Source organism: Endozoicomonas sp. 2B-B (genome assembly GCF_053470045.1).
This window is the reverse complement of record NZ_JBLZMU010000001.1, coordinates 3,318,288-3,337,074: the sequence shown is the minus strand read 5'-3', so window position 1 is coordinate 3,337,074 and position 18,787 is coordinate 3,318,288. Positions and strand designations below refer to the sequence as shown.

Annotated in this window: 16 protein-coding genes; 12 read left to right on the top strand and 4 right to left on the bottom strand. The window is 44.0% G+C overall.

Going from position 1 to position 18,787, the window contains the following annotated elements:
* Position 1 precedes the first annotated feature (1 nt).
* From ACOMHB_RS12760 to ACOMHB_RS12750, 3 genes are read left to right on the top strand one after another with little or no spacing between them, the layout of a single operon-like run.
* Positions 2-1,687, top strand: coding sequence for an ATP-binding protein (locus tag ACOMHB_RS12760; protein ID WP_448216907.1), 1,686 nt, complete (start codon positions 2-4; stop codon positions 1,685-1,687).
* Positions 1,680-2,276, top strand: coding sequence for a hypothetical protein (locus ACOMHB_RS12755; protein ID WP_448216906.1), 597 nt, complete (start codon positions 1,680-1,682; stop codon positions 2,274-2,276). Before ACOMHB_RS12760 ends, ACOMHB_RS12755 begins: the two co-directional genes overlap by 8 nt.
* On the top strand, positions 2,273-3,748 hold the full coding sequence (locus ACOMHB_RS12750; protein WP_448216905.1) for a protein kinase domain-containing protein: 1,476 nt from the start codon (positions 2,273-2,275) through the stop codon (positions 3,746-3,748). The genes ACOMHB_RS12755 and ACOMHB_RS12750 overlap by 4 nt, the downstream gene beginning before the upstream one ends.
* A gap of 606 nt (positions 3,749-4,354) precedes the next feature.
* Here the strand turns inward: ACOMHB_RS12750 and ACOMHB_RS12745 are convergent.
* The 4 genes from ACOMHB_RS12745 to ACOMHB_RS12730 all read right to left on the bottom strand — a co-directional run bounded on the left by ACOMHB_RS12745 (position 4,355) and on the right by ACOMHB_RS12730 (position 8,082).
* A complete protein-coding gene (locus ACOMHB_RS12745) occupies positions 4,355-5,629 on the bottom strand; it encodes a WD40 repeat domain-containing protein (RefSeq protein WP_448216904.1) in 1,275 nt (424 codons plus the stop codon).
* 2 nt (positions 5,630-5,631) lie between these two features.
* A complete protein-coding gene (locus ACOMHB_RS12740) occupies positions 5,632-6,879 on the bottom strand; it encodes a WD40 repeat domain-containing protein (protein WP_448216903.1) in 1,248 nt (415 codons plus the stop codon).
* Positions 6,880-6,976: 97 nt separating this feature from the next.
* Complete coding sequence (locus ACOMHB_RS12735; RefSeq protein WP_448216902.1) at positions 6,977-7,750, bottom strand: hypothetical protein; 774 nt, start codon at positions 7,748-7,750, stop codon at positions 6,977-6,979.
* Positions 7,699-8,082, bottom strand: a complete 384-nt coding sequence (locus ACOMHB_RS12730) for a hypothetical protein (protein ID WP_448216901.1) — start codon at positions 8,080-8,082, stop codon at positions 7,699-7,701. Before ACOMHB_RS12730 ends, ACOMHB_RS12735 begins: the two co-directional genes overlap by 52 nt.
* An 839-nt stretch (positions 8,083-8,921) precedes the next feature.
* On the opposite strand from ACOMHB_RS12730, the gene ACOMHB_RS12725 reads away from it, so the two are divergent.
* From ACOMHB_RS12725 to ACOMHB_RS12685, 9 genes are all read left to right on the top strand, one after another.
* Positions 8,922-10,079 carry a hypothetical protein gene (locus ACOMHB_RS12725; protein WP_448216900.1) on the top strand — a complete coding sequence of 386 codons (1,158 nt, stop codon included), beginning with the start codon at positions 8,922-8,924 and terminating at the stop codon, positions 10,077-10,079.
* Positions 10,080-10,145: 66 nt separating this feature from the next.
* Positions 10,146-11,267, top strand: coding sequence for a hypothetical protein (locus ACOMHB_RS12720; protein ID WP_448216899.1), 1,122 nt, complete (start codon positions 10,146-10,148; stop codon positions 11,265-11,267).
* A 213-nt stretch (positions 11,268-11,480) separates the two neighbouring features.
* Complete coding sequence (locus ACOMHB_RS12715) at positions 11,481-11,981, top strand: hypothetical protein (protein WP_448216898.1); 501 nt, start codon at positions 11,481-11,483, stop codon at positions 11,979-11,981.
* A 168-nt stretch (positions 11,982-12,149) separates the two neighbouring features.
* A complete protein-coding gene (locus ACOMHB_RS12710) occupies positions 12,150-12,821 on the top strand; it encodes a hypothetical protein (RefSeq protein WP_448216897.1) in 672 nt (223 codons plus the stop codon).
* A gap of 243 nt (positions 12,822-13,064) precedes the next feature.
* Positions 13,065-14,168 (top strand): hypothetical protein, encoded by a 1,104-nt coding sequence (locus ACOMHB_RS12705; protein WP_448216896.1) that lies wholly within the window; start codon positions 13,065-13,067, stop codon positions 14,166-14,168.
* A gap of 581 nt (positions 14,169-14,749) precedes the next feature.
* Positions 14,750-15,718: a hypothetical protein gene (locus tag ACOMHB_RS12700; protein WP_448216895.1), complete on the top strand. Its 969-nt coding sequence runs from the start codon at positions 14,750-14,752 to the stop codon at positions 15,716-15,718.
* Positions 15,719-16,154: 436 nt separating this feature from the next.
* Complete coding sequence (locus tag ACOMHB_RS12695) at positions 16,155-17,174, top strand: hypothetical protein (RefSeq protein ID WP_448216894.1); 1,020 nt, start codon at positions 16,155-16,157, stop codon at positions 17,172-17,174.
* 188 nt (positions 17,175-17,362) lie between these two features.
* Positions 17,363-17,575 carry a hypothetical protein gene (locus ACOMHB_RS12690; protein ID WP_448216893.1) on the top strand — a complete coding sequence of 71 codons (213 nt, stop codon included), beginning with the start codon at positions 17,363-17,365 and terminating at the stop codon, positions 17,573-17,575.
* Positions 17,572-18,717, top strand: a complete 1,146-nt coding sequence (locus ACOMHB_RS12685) for a hypothetical protein (RefSeq protein ID WP_448216892.1) — start codon at positions 17,572-17,574, stop codon at positions 18,715-18,717. The genes ACOMHB_RS12690 and ACOMHB_RS12685 overlap by 4 nt, the downstream gene beginning before the upstream one ends.
* Positions 18,718-18,787: the final 70 nt, after the last annotated feature.

The following is an 18,787-nucleotide window of genomic DNA, read 5'->3' as shown; positions in this document are numbered from 1 at the left end:
GATGAAACATCAAGTATTGGGCAAACTGGTTGGTAACACAGGTGATGCGGCCAAATTAACCATGGTGGTTGAAGGTTCTTTTTCGGTACGCCGAGGCGAGTTCGTCCGGATTATGCATAGAGAACGACAGGATGAGTCTGAGGTTCCCGTATTGGGCCGGGTTACGAAAATCCATCGATCCAATATGCTTTTTAATGCCGGTTTTGGCGATAGTGTCACTGAGCTTGAACTTCTGCCTGGTGCCAATATGACTGGCGAAAACCTTTATGCTCACCTTGAGCTGGTTGGATACCGGGACCCGGCTTCACGACAAATAAAGATTCCTCGTCGTCCACTTGACCCTGGCGCCAAAGTTGAAACCGTGGACTATCAGTTCTTGTGTGATTTTTATGAGTTTAATGAACACACCAGCCTTCACCTTGGCAATCTGGTTGGCTATGAGCGGGGGGAAAATACGGTTCCCGTTTTCCTGGATGTGAACAGGCTGGTCACCGAACATATGGCTGTTCTGGCTATGACAGGTTCAGGTAAATCATATACCGTGGGTCGTATTATTGAGCGACTGGTGGCACTGAACAACGGTACAGTGGTTGTTTTTGATCCTCATGGTGAATACGGCAAAGCACTTTCGAAAGGTAAACTGCATTTTTCTGAAGGCATTGAAGAGATCGAAGATGTCCGGGATCGTCAGGCTCTGCCTAAAATCAGGGAAATGATTGAAAAGCTTCAGAAGGCTGATGCCGGTATTGAGGTTTACACACCTCAGCACGAATCCTTCCGTCATAAATATGCCAACAAAAACCAGGCACTGGCATTGCAGTTTGATAGTTTTGAAATGGATGATGTTGCAGAAATTCTGCCCGGCCTGACGGAGCCGCAGCAACGTGTTCTTGATGTTGCTATTCGTTATTGGAGAAAGACCGATAAGTCACAGCCAAGAGATATTAACCGCCTGCGTTATTTCCTGGGTGATGGTATTGAAGAGCTCAGAGAGTGGGACGATTTATCTGAAGCGGAAGCCAAGGCGTTAAATGGAAGAAGTGCGGCGGTGGCGTCCATGAAATTAAGCCGGATTCTTAATGAAGCGCAAAGCTTTTACTCTGCCACGCTTGCTGAACCAACAGATATTTACAAAATGATTGGTCGACCTGCTAATCGCAAAGGTCGACTGGTAGTGGTTGACCTGCAAGGACTGAGTGATACCGCCAAACAGGTGGTGTGTGCCCTGCTTTCCAGTGAAATTCTGCGAGCAGCTGCCAGTAAAACTGACCCTCTGCGTCCGTCCTTCCTTATCTATGAAGAAGGTCATAATTTTGCACCTGCAGGCGGTAATGCCGTTAGCCACCGAATTATCAAAAAGATTGCCGGTGAAGGTCGTAAGTTTGGGGTTGGCTTTGGTATTGTCAGTCAGCGTCCCTCTAAACTGGACGCAGATGTCACTTCACAGTGCAATACTATGATCACCATGCGGCTTAAAAATCCTGATGATCAGAGATTCATCTCGAAAGCATCCGATATGGTAAGTAAGGCTGATCTGGATGAGTTGCCCAGCCTTTCAACAGGCGAAGCTCTTGTTTGTGGTCGTTCGATTCCTGCTCCTTTGCTGGTGAAAGTGGGTAACAAGACTCTCATTCACGGTGGTGAATCGCCTGAAGTGCTTAAGGTATGGGACAGCTTCAATGAATAACAAGACTTTGAGCATCAGGAAGAAGCTTAAAGATCCGGCTTTTCTAAATGCTGTAATGCCGTCATTGGCCCTTTGGGGCTTAAAAGATGAAGACGTGCTTGTGCACAGCATGGGCGTCAGTCTCTGGAATACCCTTGGACATGAGTTAAACCACATGGCAGTGGCTGAATGCCCTGCCCCGGTCGCGGCCGGAGATTCCATCCGCTCAGACTCAGCCTGGTTTAATAAAGAAACCCGACAGCCCTGTGTGCTGATTGAGTTTGAAAGGTATGATGGCAGTGAAGGTAGCAAGCAGAAGTTACTTGATAAGCTATCAAACTTAATGGAAGCGGCTGGACGCTGGCAGGCTTCGGCTCACAACTTATTTGAAAAGCCTCTGTTGATTCTGGCTGCATGGAATATTGATATTGTCTCTGCACCCAATGTAAAGAGCCTTGCATTGCAAGCCTACTCTGGGACAACCAATCGGCTAGGTGTTCCTGTTCCCAGCATTGATGCCAATAATTTTTTATTCTGCCGCTTCATGTTTGAATCCATGCCTGATGGAACAATAAGGCTTAATGATATTACCTTTCAGGAGGGGGCATGAATCTCAATCCAGCTTACCTTATTCCCGGCTCTAACAAGCCTCTGGGCAATAAATATACCCTTTTGGAACAGTTGGGTGACGGCTCACACGGTGTTGTCTGGCGAGCGGAGCGATGCTCGGATGGTGCTGTTGTCGCCGTTAAGATACCCAAGCAACCTACCAAGCCTGAATGGAAACTGGCAGAAGGAAAAGAACTTCTTAACACTCCCGGGCATCCCAATGTTATTGAGCTGTACGACATGGGCAAAGTACCTCCTGAAAAAGAGTGCTATGCCATCGAAATGGAATATTTCCCCAGTGAAAGTCTGGCCCAGAAGCTGGAAGAACGCTCACACCACTTTGGCAATACCTATCAGCGACTGTTCAAAATATATGATCAGGTTCTTCAGGCTGTAAAACATCTGGCTAATTTAGAGGTACCTGTTTCTCATGGTGATATAAAACCCCATAACATTCTGGTGGGTCAGGATGATCTGGTTAAACTGACAGACTTTGGCAGTTCAGCTCTACCCGAGGAAATTTACACCAGAACCCGGGAAAATGGTGGAACTGTACTTTATTCTTCACCAGAGTTCTCTGACTGTGTGAGTCGAAAAGGTTCGTTCGAAGAGCTGATAAAAGGTGATATTTACAGCCTTGGCGTGTTGCTCTACCAACTGACAACAGGAGCTTTGCCACACGATACTCAGTCAGCAGTACGAAGCCATGATCCTTTCAGTAAGCCCACAGAAATTAATAGTGGTATCTGTCTGGAGCTTGAGCAATTCATATTAAATTGCCTGGAAAAAGACCCCGGAAAGCGCCCTGAATCTATAGACCAGCTTATCGATCAGTTCGAGTCGGCAAAAGCTCGTCAGGTTAATTTTTCACGGACGTTTACCATTCCTAAATCAGGAGAAGCCTGTGATGACTGGTCTTCTGCTGTTGTTTATAATCTTGAACAGGGGGAATATCGCAAGGCAGCCAAACTGGCTGAAACAGAGTTTAAAAAGAATGGGAATGAAGCAGCCCTTCTACAACAGCTCAATGCTTTATACCGTGGCAACCGATTATTTGATTTTCTGGCGGTATTTGAAAAAGAGCCTCACCTTATAGAAAGTAACTCTGATGATGCGGCAACAATCCGCCTGCTTGCAATAAAAGTTTATTTAAAGAGAAGAAATTTTGATAAGGCAAGGCAGCTTATTAAAGTTGCCAAGAAAAACACTCCGGACTTATTTGAAGTTCAGATGTACGATGCCTCTGTCGAAGGGTTGTCGGCCAATTTCAAACTGGCTCGCCAAAAACTGGAATCTCTGAACAAGCAATATCCAATGAAACCAGCGATTCTGAAAAAGCTTCTGCATGTTTGTGAGCAGATGCGAGATTATGAGTCAGCAGCGAGTTATCTCAGAGTATTGATGCGACAGATTAAAGGAGATGAAGAGTTGGAAAAAAGGCGGGAGCAGTATATAGCTTTGGGGGCCTGGTGATTTGTAAGTGGTAATTTTCCTAAACCCATTTGATCAGGCGCCAGGAGCCTGACCGAGAATAGCGCCCGTAGCGAGGACGGCAGAAAATTGAGGATGAAAATTCGGTTTTGTGAGGAGAATAGCGAGCTATTTGACGAACAAAAGCGGATTTTCAGACCAATTTGCTGTCGCCGCAGTAGGGCAGACTATTCTCGGTCAGGCTCCTAGCTATGGAGTAAATCAGCAAGATATTAATACCGGAGAGCGTAGTGCATAGAAAGGTGCATGCTGCGTTCGGGGTCAGGCTGTTGGTTGCCGACCTGGAAATGGATGGCCGGACAAAAAGATCTCATCAGGATGAATAAATCGCCGTGATGAATGGCAGGTGGTGCGTAGCTTTTGCCTCTCGAAAGGAGCAGGAGAAAACATATCCTGCTGGGGTGGCTGGTGCACTTTGATTTTTTGTTTAGTTGTCATTGGTCATCATGGGCAAACAGATATCAAGACAATGATATCTGTTTGCCTTGGGTTTCGCGACACCCTCAGAGCGTGGGAACGAGTTGTAATTGATGCAGCTATTTTTCGGCATGCTACCTGAAGACTAAATCTGACTTAATGGCTGAAATACTAATCTGCATTGGAGAGTTCCGAGTCAGGCTGGAGTGCTACTATATCCCAAACTTCAGCGGCTTTATTATTGACAGTTAACAGCCAGATGCCTGCAGGGTCGAGTTCAATTTTATGGTAACCTCCATCGGTATGAAAGGTATTAAGCAACTTTGCTTTGCCATCGACCGGGATATGTTGAATATCCCAGAACCTAATATCACAGTCGTCCCGGGTGAACATTCGAGTGTTGTTGCGGGTAAAAATGGCTTGTCGAACTGTGCAGTCATGGTTCATCGTTGCAAGAAGCTTAGGACTATTCTTTTTAATCTGGGTTCCATCCCAGAGTTTGGCAGTGTGGTCCTCGGAAGTGGTGACAATATAACGACCTGTTGGGTCAAAAGCGATAGAATACACATTACTATTATGTTTCATGAATGCCAATGGAGCAGTATCTCCGCTGACAATACTATCCATACTCCACAACCCGCCGCAGTAGCATTCATAGCCCATAGAGATGCCAATTTGCTTGCCCTCATGATCGAAGGTAACAGTATATGGATTATATAGATAACCGAATGATTTAAGCCCAATACGACCGGGAGTTTCGCTTTTAATTTGGCTTAAATCCCAAAGTTCAGCAAGCGCCTCCCCCCCTTCATCCAGAATATAACGACCTGTAGGATCAAATTGAATAGACACTGCTCGGTCTTTGTTTTTTACTTTGGCCAGCAGCTTCGGTTTATCATCCTCAAGTTGATAGGTATCCCAAACACCAAGATAATTATCGCCATCTTCATTATACCAAGCCGCTACTTTGTCACTTTTGCGACTGAAAGCAAATGAATAAATACTGTTAAAGTCATTATCCAGTGTTGCCAGATAGGGCAAAGTGCCATTACTCACCCTGGCATACCATAACTTCAGGGAATTGCCTGCAATACCAACTAAACGACCAGTCGCATCAAGTTTTATTCCAAAATCCCGGGAATCCAATACCGGACCTTTTACTTTTACAAGCGCTGTTGCCAGAGTTCGATTAGTCCGTGTTATATCAAAAAGGCCAAGATGGGAGTAGGTATCACCGGCCTGATTTTTTCCATTGGCAGCAACGTATAATCGTTCCCCTGTCAAATCAAAGGTCGCGTCCACCAAGTTATCGCAGCAATCACAAACATTCCAAGGTTCGATTATAATTACGGGCTGTTTGTCCTGCCCAAATACCACTGGACTGGCCACCCAGAAGCTGAACCATACAAGGCGACAAATCATCCAGCTCAGAGCCTGCACTTTCATCTTTATTCTCCAAGGGAACTTTTTTTACCTGAGGGTCTCACCCGCCTGATACTTAATTGCCAGAGTTTTGCCGTGAAGTCATCGGAAGCGGTAAGAACCTGCAGGAACGAATTATGAAGCAGCCTACGAATTAACGGTGGCATAAAAATGTCTGGTTTTAAGGCAACTGGATTGAAGCAAGCTGAATTCACTGAATTCGGGTGATGCAGGGTGTACACCAGCAACGGCTTTCCCTGGCTGATAGCCGTCATATCCCAGACACCAGCCGTATAATCTTCTGAAGCGGAAATTGCCCAGTGACCTTTAGTGTCAAAGCTGACATCTCGTACCGGCGCTGCATGTTCAATGGTGGCGAGTAACTGGGCGCTATGCTTTGTTTCTGCCTTGGAGATGTCCAAGTATTTTGCAGTATGGTCAACCGAGTAAGTGAATAATTTTGAACCGGCGGGGTGCCAGGTAAGGCCAGTGACTGAACCATTATGCTTTATAGTGGTTAACAGTCTGGCTGCGCCGCTGGAGATTGCGCTGAAATCCCAGAGTTTTGCGGTATGATCGTCGGATGCCGTTGCAGCCAGAGTATCCGTAGCCGGGTCGAAAGCCCCCTGATAGACAGGGCCATAGTGCTTCAGTGTCGCTAATAATACAGGGGTTTTGTCTTTTATCCGGGTTATATCCCAAAGCCTGGCTGTCCAGTCCGCTGATACAGTCAACACCTGTTCTGCTTTGCTGCTGAAGACTGCCTGAAATACGGTAGCATTGTGCTCCATTGCTGCCAGCTGCGTTACCTTGCCTGATTTGACCAGGCTAAGATCCCAGAGCAGGGCTGCCCCTTCGGTGCTGGTTGTCAGTAGCAATTTGCCTGATGGTGAAAAGCTGGCATAAAGGACGTTGCCATTGTGATGAAGGATTGATATTAGTGTGGGGATATTCGTCTTGGGATGGCTAACCTCCCAGATTTTTGCCGAATTGTCGTTGGAGACGGTCACCAGCAAGAGGTTGTCAGGACTGAAAAATGCACCATTCACCTCGTTATCATGAGGCAGGTTTGCCAGCTTGTGAGCCACTTTTTCTATGGGGTGGCCGGTGCTGTAGAACTTTGCGTAATGATCCGCCGACGCCGTGGCAAACCATCGCCCATCGGAAGAGAAAACGGCCTTTTTTACGCTTCCGGCATGGAAGGCATTGGCGACCATTTCCGGCGCATCGTTCGGGGCAGCGTTTGTCAGGCAGACAAAGGCTGAGAATAACACTAAGAAAAAGAACCTGACTTTCCGGGGGTGCTGCCTATGAAGAACGTGAATCGTGATTTTCATAAAAAGCTTTAACTCAGTGGTTATGGAAGCCCCTTCAATTTGCTGGGGAAATCCTTTGATAGGTACTGCGTTTTGAGTGTCTGTAATAACAGGCCACCGGGGTCACTATTGCTACAGCCAGCAGAACGACACCGCCGGTGATACCCAAAGCCAGTGCAAGATCATTGGATTTTTTTTGGCTGCTATTGTCATCAATGCAACCCCGGGGATAGGTATTGGTTTTGCCATAAACTTGCCACTGGGCTGCACAGTCGCAAACATCCCCACAGTCTTCAGGGCACTGAACCTCTTCACAGCCCTGGTCATTGCTGCAAAGCAAAGGATCATTGGGTGACTCCCTCCAGCCTCTTGGGTAGACAGTAATATCGCAGGTTTCTACCGTTTTGAAATTGCTGCAGGTGCCTGTGCCATAGCCTCCCTTGCAGCTGTCAAACTGCGCATCATCACAGGAAAAGTATTGCAGCTGGCAGGGTTTACTGGCTGTTGGCAGGCAGTTGCCTGGTGTTGTTTCCTGCCAGCCTTCGTGGCCATGGCCACGGCAGTCATTATCACATTTTAGCGATTCACAACCGGAAGCATGCTGGCAATGGGTGCGACCTCCCGAATCAGCAAAGCTGGATTGATGGGGTACAAAGTGAACCGTGCAACCCGTTTTCTGAGCCTCGTTATAACACCGGCCCAAACCATAGCCATTCTGGCAAAAGTCCAGCTTCAGTTGGGCGCATTTAAAGAAGCGTAACTGACAACTACCGTCGTTTAAGCCAGTGGCGCAGCCTTCAGGAACAATCGATGTACGATTGTTGACCATCCAAAGAGCTTTACACGACGGGCATGATAATTTTTCACAGCCATCCGGGTTATTACAGCTTTCGGTCTGGTGATTTGGCAACACTGTTGTCGTACAGCTTTCTCCAGACACAGGGTTTTGGCAATGCCCTCTTCCAAACCCCTCTCTACAAAATTTAAAAAGAGCGTTATCACAATGTAAAAACCTAAGCTCACAACTTTTCCCCCGGTTTGCTGCACAATTACCAGGAACAACTTCCGTTTTATGATTGAGCTGCCAGGAGCCTTGACAGCCATCGGTGCAAGCGATGCTTTCACACCCATTTTGGTGATCACATTTAAGATGATGCCCATTGACCGTTTTATTAAAAGGATCAGGGTAATAATTCACAGTACAGTTTCGGTTGGAATGCTCGACGTTCTGACATAAACCAGTGCCATAGCCCTGATAGCAAAAATTGAAATCGACCTGGTTGCACTTAAAAAACTGTTGTTTGCAGCTGTCGTCTGTTGAACCGGGAATACAAAAAGCAGGTACAAAATGAATGTCACCGTTAAGCCCCCACTTTGCAACACAGCTGCAAGGAATTGTCGGGTCATTGACACAGTCCTGGGGGCAACTTACCGCCTCACAACCATCAGCTTCGTCGCAAGTGACCGGTCGGCCTCTGTAGCTTCCGGAAAACCCCTTGGGAAAAGTGACCATTGAGCAGGTTTCGTTAGTTACAGTATTTGTGCACCGACCAGCCCCGAAACCACTGTTGCAGCTATTAAGAAAAGGGTTTGCGCATTGAATATGTTTAAGTTGACAGCTGTCGTCCGCATAGGCCGGTAACTGACTCAGCAGGAATACAAGCAACGCGATACCTGGGTTTGGCGTGAGGTATTCGGGAAATAGCATTTATGGCACCAGTGGGTTGCCAATAATCAAAAACCGATAGGAGTCTAGTAGAGCCTGTTCTTTTGTTCTATTTGATAGCCACACTTTTTTCGTTTAATACATTGAGGCTTGACTTCAGAGTATCTGAATTCAGGTTGATCTGATTATTTCAGTCCAGACCCAGCGCTACAGGCTATACTGCATCATCGCTTCTACCCTATCTCTCAGGTCTGCTAAAGCCTGCACTACGGCACCGCTACCTGCTGTAAATAAGCAGGCGGCGTAAGTGTTGATTCATCAGAGGTTATTTATTATGAAACTGCACAAATACCAAACATTTTTCTATTGTTTGTTATTGCTCATTTTATCTGCCCGAAGCTTTGCCGAATTGACAGACAACAACATACAGGAACATATCGTTACTTTTTCACCCGGTATCTATATAGGCGACGACTTTCAGCTCTGCTTGGGTGTCCGTCTAAGCGCAGAAATTTTGTTAACCAGCACCGAGTGCGCCCGATTGATCAGCAAGCAATATAATGCTGACATAACGGTCAATATCTTGAACAGACAAAAGCGGCCTCAAGGCAAAGTCAGGTTACTTGGCAGAACTGAAAGCAAAAAAGGTCTTCTGGGAATAGATGCTCAAAACGAAGGTCAAAAAATACATCGGACATATCCCGCGTTACACCATAGACCCCTTGCCAGACTTACAGCTGTAGAGGGGTTTTATGTACGACCAGTGGATGCTGCGATACAGACGGTACCATCGATAGTCAATCACCAAAGATCAGATACCCATCACTATTACACCTTGAATAGTCGTGATCCTTTACCAGCGGGTTCTCCAATTGTTCACGAAGGTAAAATTGTTTGTCTAGTCTCGGCTGACGGAACTTGCAGAGCACCTGTAATGGATGCAAAAACCTTAAGCAGAATAAAAGTAGATTGTCATTCTTACCTGCCTCATTTCTATTTTTATTCCGGGTGTGTTAACAGAACGATCACTCATTGCAGTTACGATCTGGGAAGTGTTGACGGAAAAGGAACCTGCATAAACTCACAGTCACAGGAAAACTGCCAATTCACCACGAGTGAAAGCTATTCAACCGAATCAATAGCGTATACTGACAGTATTACCTGCCCTTCATGCAGTGCAGACTTTTTTGGTGATACCGAAGAACCCTATCCCTCTGACGTCTGTACGCCTTCCATGTGCATAAAAGGTTGTATCTCACAAAGCCATTCGAACAATAATACAGAAAAGGTGAATACGCTGCGATTGCAAAATAACACCATGAGCTTAAAAGTCATGGAAAGTTGCACCCAGTGCATATCAGAGGAAAAGCAGATGTTTAACAGCTGTTCTCAAATTTGCCAGAGTGGTATGTCTTATAAAGCCTGCGAAGCTTGTTCACGAGCTGTTCAAGAGCAAGAGAAAGAGTGTCAGCAAATTTGCAGTGGCCACTAAAACAGCCACCTGACAGTGAAGCGTACTTGTGAGGGTGCGCTTTTGTCGGGGCAGGAGTGTATTTTGATGAAAACTGAACAATGCCCGTTAAAAAAACGAATAGGTAACGTTATTTTTTGTTTTTTCTTCATTATTCATTTTTCTAAACAGCCTGTTTTTGCGGAAGAAAATACTGAAGGCAATGCGTCGGCTAATCTTGTTTACTTTCAACCCCGGATTTATATTGCTGAAAAGGCTCAACCTTGTATGGGGGTGCGAATTTCAAAAAAGCAAATTTTTACCTCGCCATCCTGTGCTAAGGAAATACTCGCGTTATTTATGCAAGCTGTTGATATAAATGTACTGAGTCCCGGTGGCGTAAGGATTGGCCATATTCAAACTTCACATAAGCGGTCGGCCAAAGCAGGCCTGCTGTCTATAGATCTTTATGCTGATAACCTACCCTATCAACCGCCTTTGATAAGTTCCGTTAATACTACAAATGAGAATGAGTTATCGGCTTATTACATGCGTGGTAGCGATGAAGGGATGAATGTTACTTTTACCTTTGATAGCCAGCAAAATTCCCGAGTGCAAACAATGATCAAACTTCCATCGGATATCAGTATCCCTGATGGGGCACCGGTGAAACTAAGAAACAAGCTGTTCTGTGTAGTGGTAGGCGATACCTGCATCAGGTCATCCTACTTATTAAATGCCTTTGCAAAAGACAATGACCCCAGATGTCCAGATGCTAATAGGACTTACTATTTTCATTGTAGAGAAAGGGGGATATACGATTGTGTTGAAGCTGTATCACCAGAAGCGATAGCTATTGAGGTAAATGGGACATGCATTAACCCTGATTCAGAAGAGCAGTGTACATTCTACTCTTTGTACGTTTTTAATTCTGATGAAATGAATTATGAGGGAAAGGGTGATGTTATTGCATGCAAATCTTGTTCAGCCCAGTATGAGTGGTCTAATTCGCTGTCAAACCCCGGCAAATATGTGATTTGCAATCCTAAAGGCTGTATGCCTGGTTGTACAGGTAAGCCTGATCCAAAGCATTCTGGTAAAAAAACTGTTAACGCCATCGTAGAGTGGACAGTTGGAGGAGTGGCAGCTGTTGCTTTGATTAGTGCAGTTGCTTCAGTGGGCTACCTGGTATACAAACGCCGCCACAGGGCAACTTATCAGGGTTTGTAGTTCATATCCTCTGACAGAGAGTATTTCAAATGTTTAATCCGACTTAGCCACTCTGATATAACTGAATGGCTGAAACAGGATTAAATGAATATTAAAGTGAGTCTTCTGGAGGTAGCGGCCTTTAAGGTGGTCAGTGTTTTTCTGCAGACTCGTTATGTGGCTATACTCCGTCTGGAACTTTGTTTGGAGTTAGAATCAGGTTGATGTGTCGTCGTGAAGCTTGTTCATGCTTTATTTCTTATGTTTCCGTATTGGGGTTTTGGTGATTCGGCAGTAGCTGTTTTTGCTCCTAATCAAACTTGTTTATGTTATCAAGATGACTATCCTTATCGAGATGCAGAGATAGATTTTGAATTTGCCATTCAAAAAAAATTTCTATGGTATAATTGTTCTAATCCTGAATCCGATGACTTAAATTGTTCTGGAGTGATAGCTAATGACTCATCCTGTCATGTATCAATTTCTGGTAGAGGAATGTTTGGTGAAACCCTTTTTTCTATCAATTGCAATAATAATTCATGCGTAACAATTCTTACGCGTCTTGAAACTTATTATCAGTGCAAAACTCCCAAAGGTTGCTTTCCACTAGTGTGCCAAACTCCCAAAGGTTGCTTTCCACTAGTAAATGATGGCACATGCGTTTTACCAAAAGCGTTTAAGAAGGAGGATTATATAAACCTTTATTATGATTTTTATGACTGGAAAATAGATTAGCTTTACTGTAGTTCTGGCGAAGGCGAGGCATTTTTATACAATTCGAAAAAAAATGTAACAGCTGCATACCGAAAGGGTGGTGATTACTTTGGATGCCCTTTCGGCTGTTCTTATGACCAAATGAATACTTGTCAACCTTTTGATTTAATTCGCGACGGAAGTTGTGATGTGAAATATTATGTCTGTGATAATACCAGCTTTCTGGGTTGTAAAAATGGTGAAGCTATCGGCAATTGCACAAATCCAAGGTCGAATGAAATATGCAGAATTTCAAATCATGATAATAGCAATGGTGAATTAAACTGCCCAAGCTGTGAAGATAGTATTGGGTGGAGTTTAAGTCCAATAGGTTATCCTGTAGATAGCAATGATTTTAATCAATTTTCTGTTGATTCTTGCATTGAGCCCGTAAAAGATGGAAGCTGTCACCTTCCTGATTCGTTTAAATGCAAAGGTGTTTTATGGGATGTTTGTGTAAATGGTAATGGACAGGGCAAATGCACCAATGATATGGATAGTTGTGATGTTATCATGTCGTCTGATTGTCCAGTCACAAAATCCAAGACTTGCGGGGCAATTAAATGTGATGGTTGCGAAGCAGGCTGGAATCTACCAGATCAACCGGCTCTTTATGATTTCCCACTAGGTTGTATGAATAGACCTTCTCCTTTTAATCCTTTTTCTCCTGAAAATGAAAAATATATTATTCCTTTATCTGTGGCTGGAGGTGTTGTCTTTGTTGGAATAGTCGCTGCCATTGTCGGGGTATCAGTTTACTTTTGTAATCATCGTTATAACCGACAAGGGTATCAGCATATTGAAGGGATAGTCACAAACTGAGACAGTGCCGTGTAAATCGGGTAGCTGGTGGTGTCTAACCTACTGCCCGCACTCCGCTTCTGCATGAGGGTCTTCACCGTGCCCACTGTTTCAGGATATTTTCTGACTACAGTGAAATCTCAATATTCTCAGACATTCAAGTTTGACACTTAGCTATCCACCACCTAACCTGCAGGCAGCTGATAGACTGGGTCAGGCGCATACTCTGACCACTTTCTTCAATGTCATGCTGCAGCGGTCACTATGAATAATGCAATCTCAAACGCCGTACTTTGTAGTCTTTTTATTTTTGAAGCTTCACCTGTCTGGCCTGAACAGAGTCTCTCTTCATCTGTTTGTGATGGTATTTATTTCAGTGAATTTGATTGTGGTTATGGTCAGACATATTCATTTCCAGAGGCTGAATGTATAAAGGCCAATATTACTGTGGCGGGAACTAATAATTATTTATCAGCTACTAGCTCATGTTCGGAAGAAAGTGGTTGTACGTGGCGTTGCTACTCAGATGAGAACTGTTCGACTAAGCCTACTGTATATTCAGGTTTTTCGTGTGATTGTAAAAATTTAGATAATACAATTAATATTAATGGAAACGATATGTCTAGCTCTCAAGGCTATAAATTTGGAAGTGTTTGTTCTGATATGACATTCTACTTTGATGATTGCGTCGAAAGGGTCTTCACATATTGCTATGCATTTTCCCCTACCTCTATCTCTATGCAAGCTTCTGGTACCTGTATTAATTCTAATACTATGGAGCTTTGCAGATTCTCAGCATCAGAAGGTGACCCATATTTTTCCGAGACCATTAATTGTCCTTCATGTAACGCAACAGGTCATGGTTCTATTGGCGACCCTGGCGCAACGTGTACCGATAATGTTATCTGCTTTGATAAATGTCAATCCACTCAATGTCTTGAGCACATGAGTGATTCGCAACATTATTTTTATGGTTGTGAGGTAAAAAACTATAAAACGTGTGAATCAGATTTGTATTATCGCACAGTAAATGCAACAGGCACATGCTTGAACCCGAAGACAGGAAAACTCTGTGATTTCAGCCTTTATAATCTAATGAATCTAATAAACGATTACACGACTGTTTGTTCTTCATGCAGTGCTTATGTTACAGCATACCCAAGTACTCCAAGTATAAATAACATTACTGGGTGCTCGCCTATCGATTGCCTACCAGCCTGTCATGGAAATGATGATAATGAAAGCCACCGTAAAAATCTTATAATAATAGCCTCATCCGTCGGTGGAGGCGTGCTGCTGCTGACAGCTGCTGCAATTATTTATTATAAGTATGTTAAGAGAGCTGGATACCAAAGGATAAGTCATTAGTAAAATCTGTTGATATGTGTCGTGTTTTACCAGTTCAGTGCTTCTAGATATTTTAAAGAGGCAACGGTACGCCCAACGAATAAGGCTAGATTGCGCTCAGCCGTAATTTATCCTTATTGGTTAGCTGCACTCTCGCTCCGACCTTGTACCCAATTTATCTGGGTTTTCATTATTCATTACTATAAACATAACCCTATGGCCCGCCTCTGCATCTTTCACTGCCAAGACTACAGCCAAATGGGTTTTGCCCACGCCGGACCAAGCAACACAACATTCTCTGCACAAACCATAAAACCCAGACCAGAAAGCTCACGCATCACCTTGCGATCCACAATATGCTGCAAAAACTAATTAAACTGGACTAGTGTTTTAGCCAGGGCAGGCAATATCATCAAGTTTTCAGCCTTTTTCACTGGTTTGCTCTATCATGAGATAGTCCTCTTGGTTGATTATGGCTCTTAGGAGCTTGTAACACTAAGAAAGTCGGCCATAAACTGGTTAATCGAGAGGTCATTTCAAACCGGTGATTTTGGGTCATTGATTGCCGGAGTTTACAGTAATCGCATTATCAGGTTCTTATCATGATGCTCCCTGCTTTTTTTTATGTAAGAAACCTTATCTATCCTTCGATTGTTATTTTTTCACTATCCAGTGCTGCTTCTGAACCCACGTTAACCATAAATGAAAGTTTGGTTCGCTTTTCTTCCTCAACTTTTCCAGAGACCACAAAAGAGTGTCAGGGGGTGCGCGTGGCGAAGCACGTAATTGCAACAACGGCAAAGTGTGCGAAAATGATTAGTGTTCAAAACTCAAAAGCGGCAGTTGATGTATATGGTACCCATAATCAACTATACGGAAAAATCACCCGGTTTAGCTTTGGTACAGAAGAAGAAAAGCCAAGTCTGGGTGTTAGCATAGATGGCATTTCATTACTTCGCTTTGACAGCAGCCAAAATGACGAGTTTAACTTTTATACTACGGCTTATGATTCAGAGACTGAGTCACCAGTCTCAACTCAAGCTTATTTTATTGGTGAACAACAGTTAAATCAGAAGGTAGTAACTGTTTCAGCATTTACACCATCCGGTGATTTGGGTTACTTCAAACTTTCATCAAATACTCAGTTACCTGATGGAACGCCGATATTAGACCAAGACGGCAAGCTCGTCTGTTTGGCATCATCAGATAGTTACTGTTTTTTGCTACCGAAAGGGGAGTTTTTCCAAAAGCTTGACTATGATGATGACGATGATACTGATACCGACCTTATGACATATCTCATCGCTATTCCAATTGTAATCGTACTGCTGACAGGCGTGATGTTTGCTATTCTGGCATGCAAAGCCAAGCATAAAGGTATGCCTTGTGGTGTGCTCTGTAAAGGTATGCTGTGTACATACGACTACTGCCAGTATTTTAGTTGGTTCCGGTGTTTTATGTTTGGATGGTGCGCAGCAGTGGGCGAGGCAGGCTGGAAATGGATTGATACTTATGATCCTTCCAATGCTGCAGAGAGCAAACCAATTATAAACACACAACCACAAATATGAATCTGGGTTGTTCATTACAATTATATGGCCCTTTTGCAGGTTGGCTGATCATTTTGAGCCACCTGCCTAAGGGGCGTCATTATCTAACCGGCCTATCTAATTTTGTTTCATGATCAGGCCAGCCAGATCATGATTGCCGCTAACTCAAGCATCCCCATGTAGTTGCTTGACAGTCGTTCAGTAACTCCATTTACCTCTTCCTATTCGACTGTACCAAAGCGAATTTGCATAAAGCGATTCTTCTATCACGACTTTATCTGAATTTGGCAATTTCTATAGATTCCTGCAAGTCATCAATACGTCTGGGAGGATCATGTGGTAAGTCGTACCTGAGAAAACTATTGGAGAAGAATTGGAAGGGACAGTTTTTCGGTTCTATACTCACGCCTTCAACACCCATCACGCCTGTCACATCTGACATCTTGTCAAGGTTTTAATGATGATCATCGAACCACAAAAAATAATTGGCTTTAGCCTTCTATTTACGTCGCTTTCATGTTGTATGGCTGTGAATGCTAGCCCCCTTCCTGTTGCGGGAGCACTTATAGAATTTTTTCCTGAAACAGATTCTCCGCCTTGTCGCGGGGTGCTGGTATCGAAAGATTTAATGGCTACGTCGCCAGCATGCGGGCTAAAGGCAAAGGAACTCTCGAATGATGGACTGATTGAAACTTTAACATTATCAGGCGAGTCTGTAGGGTACATCACTGAACAGTCCGACAAGTCCCTTGAAAGCAGTATGCTAGTGAATATCAGCCTTGATAGTAAGACCTTCAGGCCGGGGAGTTATCCTGCCTTTAATGATGCTTTATTAGTTCCAGAGCAAGCATTTACGTACAATGTTAATGAAAAACGACAGCTGGTTCAGCAGCCAGTCACTCTTGCTCTTGATGAAACTCGAAATAAGTCGACATTTATTATTTCCTCAGAGTTCTCAATACCTCAGGGCTCACCAATCTTCGACCTCAAAAACCAGCTGGTTTGTCTGAGAGGTACGGACAACCAATGCTTCTCTGTCAGCGAACTGCCAATTGCAAGATTCAGAAGAGATCTAAAAGATTACCCGTATGATCCAGATGATGATTCAGATGACGAAATCTTTGCCTCACTTGATGCAAAATCATTAGGTATTGTTTTAGGAATCGCTGCTGCTATTGGTGTAGCAGCCACCGCATTTTTTTATCTCTCTACCTACCATAAAGCCCGTGCCATGGGTATGCCTGCCAGGGTTTACTGGGCTGGTATTCTGGGCCAGAAACACTGCGGTTACTGCGACTCAACTTCTGGATGTTATGCAATTGTTGGGATTTTCTTCTGCGCGCCCATCTTTTGGCCTCTATCTGCTTATCGTGCTGCGACAAACTGGATAGAAGAATATGGAGGCATACGCATAGATCGGGCCCCTATTATTACTAATCAGCCTCAACAGTCAGCACCACCGCTGTATTCCCAGTAGTATTAATCGGCAATCCCTCATCCGAGGTAGAGAGGTTTGCACATTGTATACGACAAAAATCAGGAGTAAGTCAGCGAGATCCACTGTCTTGATGTGTTTAAACTCAAAATACCTCACGATTATGGAACCCGCTGATCTACTCATTAAGCAAATTAGAACCTATCTGGAATAAGACGAGTGTCGACTGAATGTTCTTGCTTATCTTGTGCCTGGCTTGCTGGAAAAGCAGACAGGCCGTTCAGCAGGTCGCTGAATTATATGGCGTGTCAGAAGAAGCCGGTACTTACAGGGCTTTGCGTCATCATGGAAAGCCCAAGGCAACCCTTATTCAAGGGAAACTTTCCGCTCCCTGGCTGGACGAAATTGTGAATACAGTGAAAGGGCTGGGGGTTGTGTTATGAGCAACATTCAATTTCTGGAAGTTTTATCTATGCGAAATTTTAATGTTCTACTTGGCGTATTGAAGCAAGTCTATGCTTGGGTATTACTATTACTACTGCCTCTGGCTTCAGAAGCTATGGCAGACAATCACAAATATAAAGTATTTAAAACGCCAGCTGAGTCTTCTGTTAGCTTTCAGATAATTCAGGATAACGCCACTCATGTTATTTGCTTGGGAGCCCGTATCTCTCATGTTGAGCTAGTTACCAGTATTAGCTGTCTGAAAAGGCTGAAAACTCATGAAGGGGCAGGCGATGAAATTCATGCACTCTCAAGCAAAGGTGAGGATTATGGAGGCATACGATTTGTTTCTGAAGAAGTAATAACAGGTTCAGAGGCTGGAAAGTTAACAACAGTTCTCTTGAGCTCTCCCGGTAGGCCAAACAATCGTTGGCCTAAAATTGACAAGGAAGATTATGTTTCAGATATACCAATATCGGTACAAAGTTATTCCCCATATATAGGTAATGATGAACACAAACAACATAGGGTTAATCACTGGCTGCTTAGTGGATGCCAGAATGATCAATGCGCTTTACAAAACGATGACAACCCAAACTTGAGTGACGGTGAAGCTATTTTTCAGAACGGAAAATTGTTGTGTGTGAGTTCGTCAGGGCACTGCAACATGGCAAGATCAGTAAAGAGAATTAACGATGGTTCATGCGATTTGAAATGCTTCCAGTGTTTGGTCACTGATTCGGATTCTTGTATTGAGGGTTCGGGAAGTGGAACCTGTATCAACCAAAAAACACAGCAGGAATGTGATTATGAAGTTTTTTATAATAAAAAAGGTGATTATGACTGCCCATGGGGTTACTGCTCAAGTGTTGACTGCCCGACAGGTTGTAGTCCTCCAGACGCTCCGGATACGTGCAAATGTGAAACTTTCTTTGGTTTTCGGGATGATTCTCATAAAAACTGCGCCTCTTTGTACCCGAGCAATTGTATGGATACCACTAGCGATTGTGCTCAATGTCACGGCAATCACTTGGTAGCCATAATTGCCGGAAGCTCAGCTGCTCTCTGTGCGCTGGTTATAACCACTTATTGCTTATATAAAAATCGCCACCGTTTCGGGTATAAAAGATTAGGCAATTGAGGAGATTATAGTTTGCAATACGTTTTCTCAGTTAATGTAACGCTGATACTTAGACCTATGACAGCAGTAA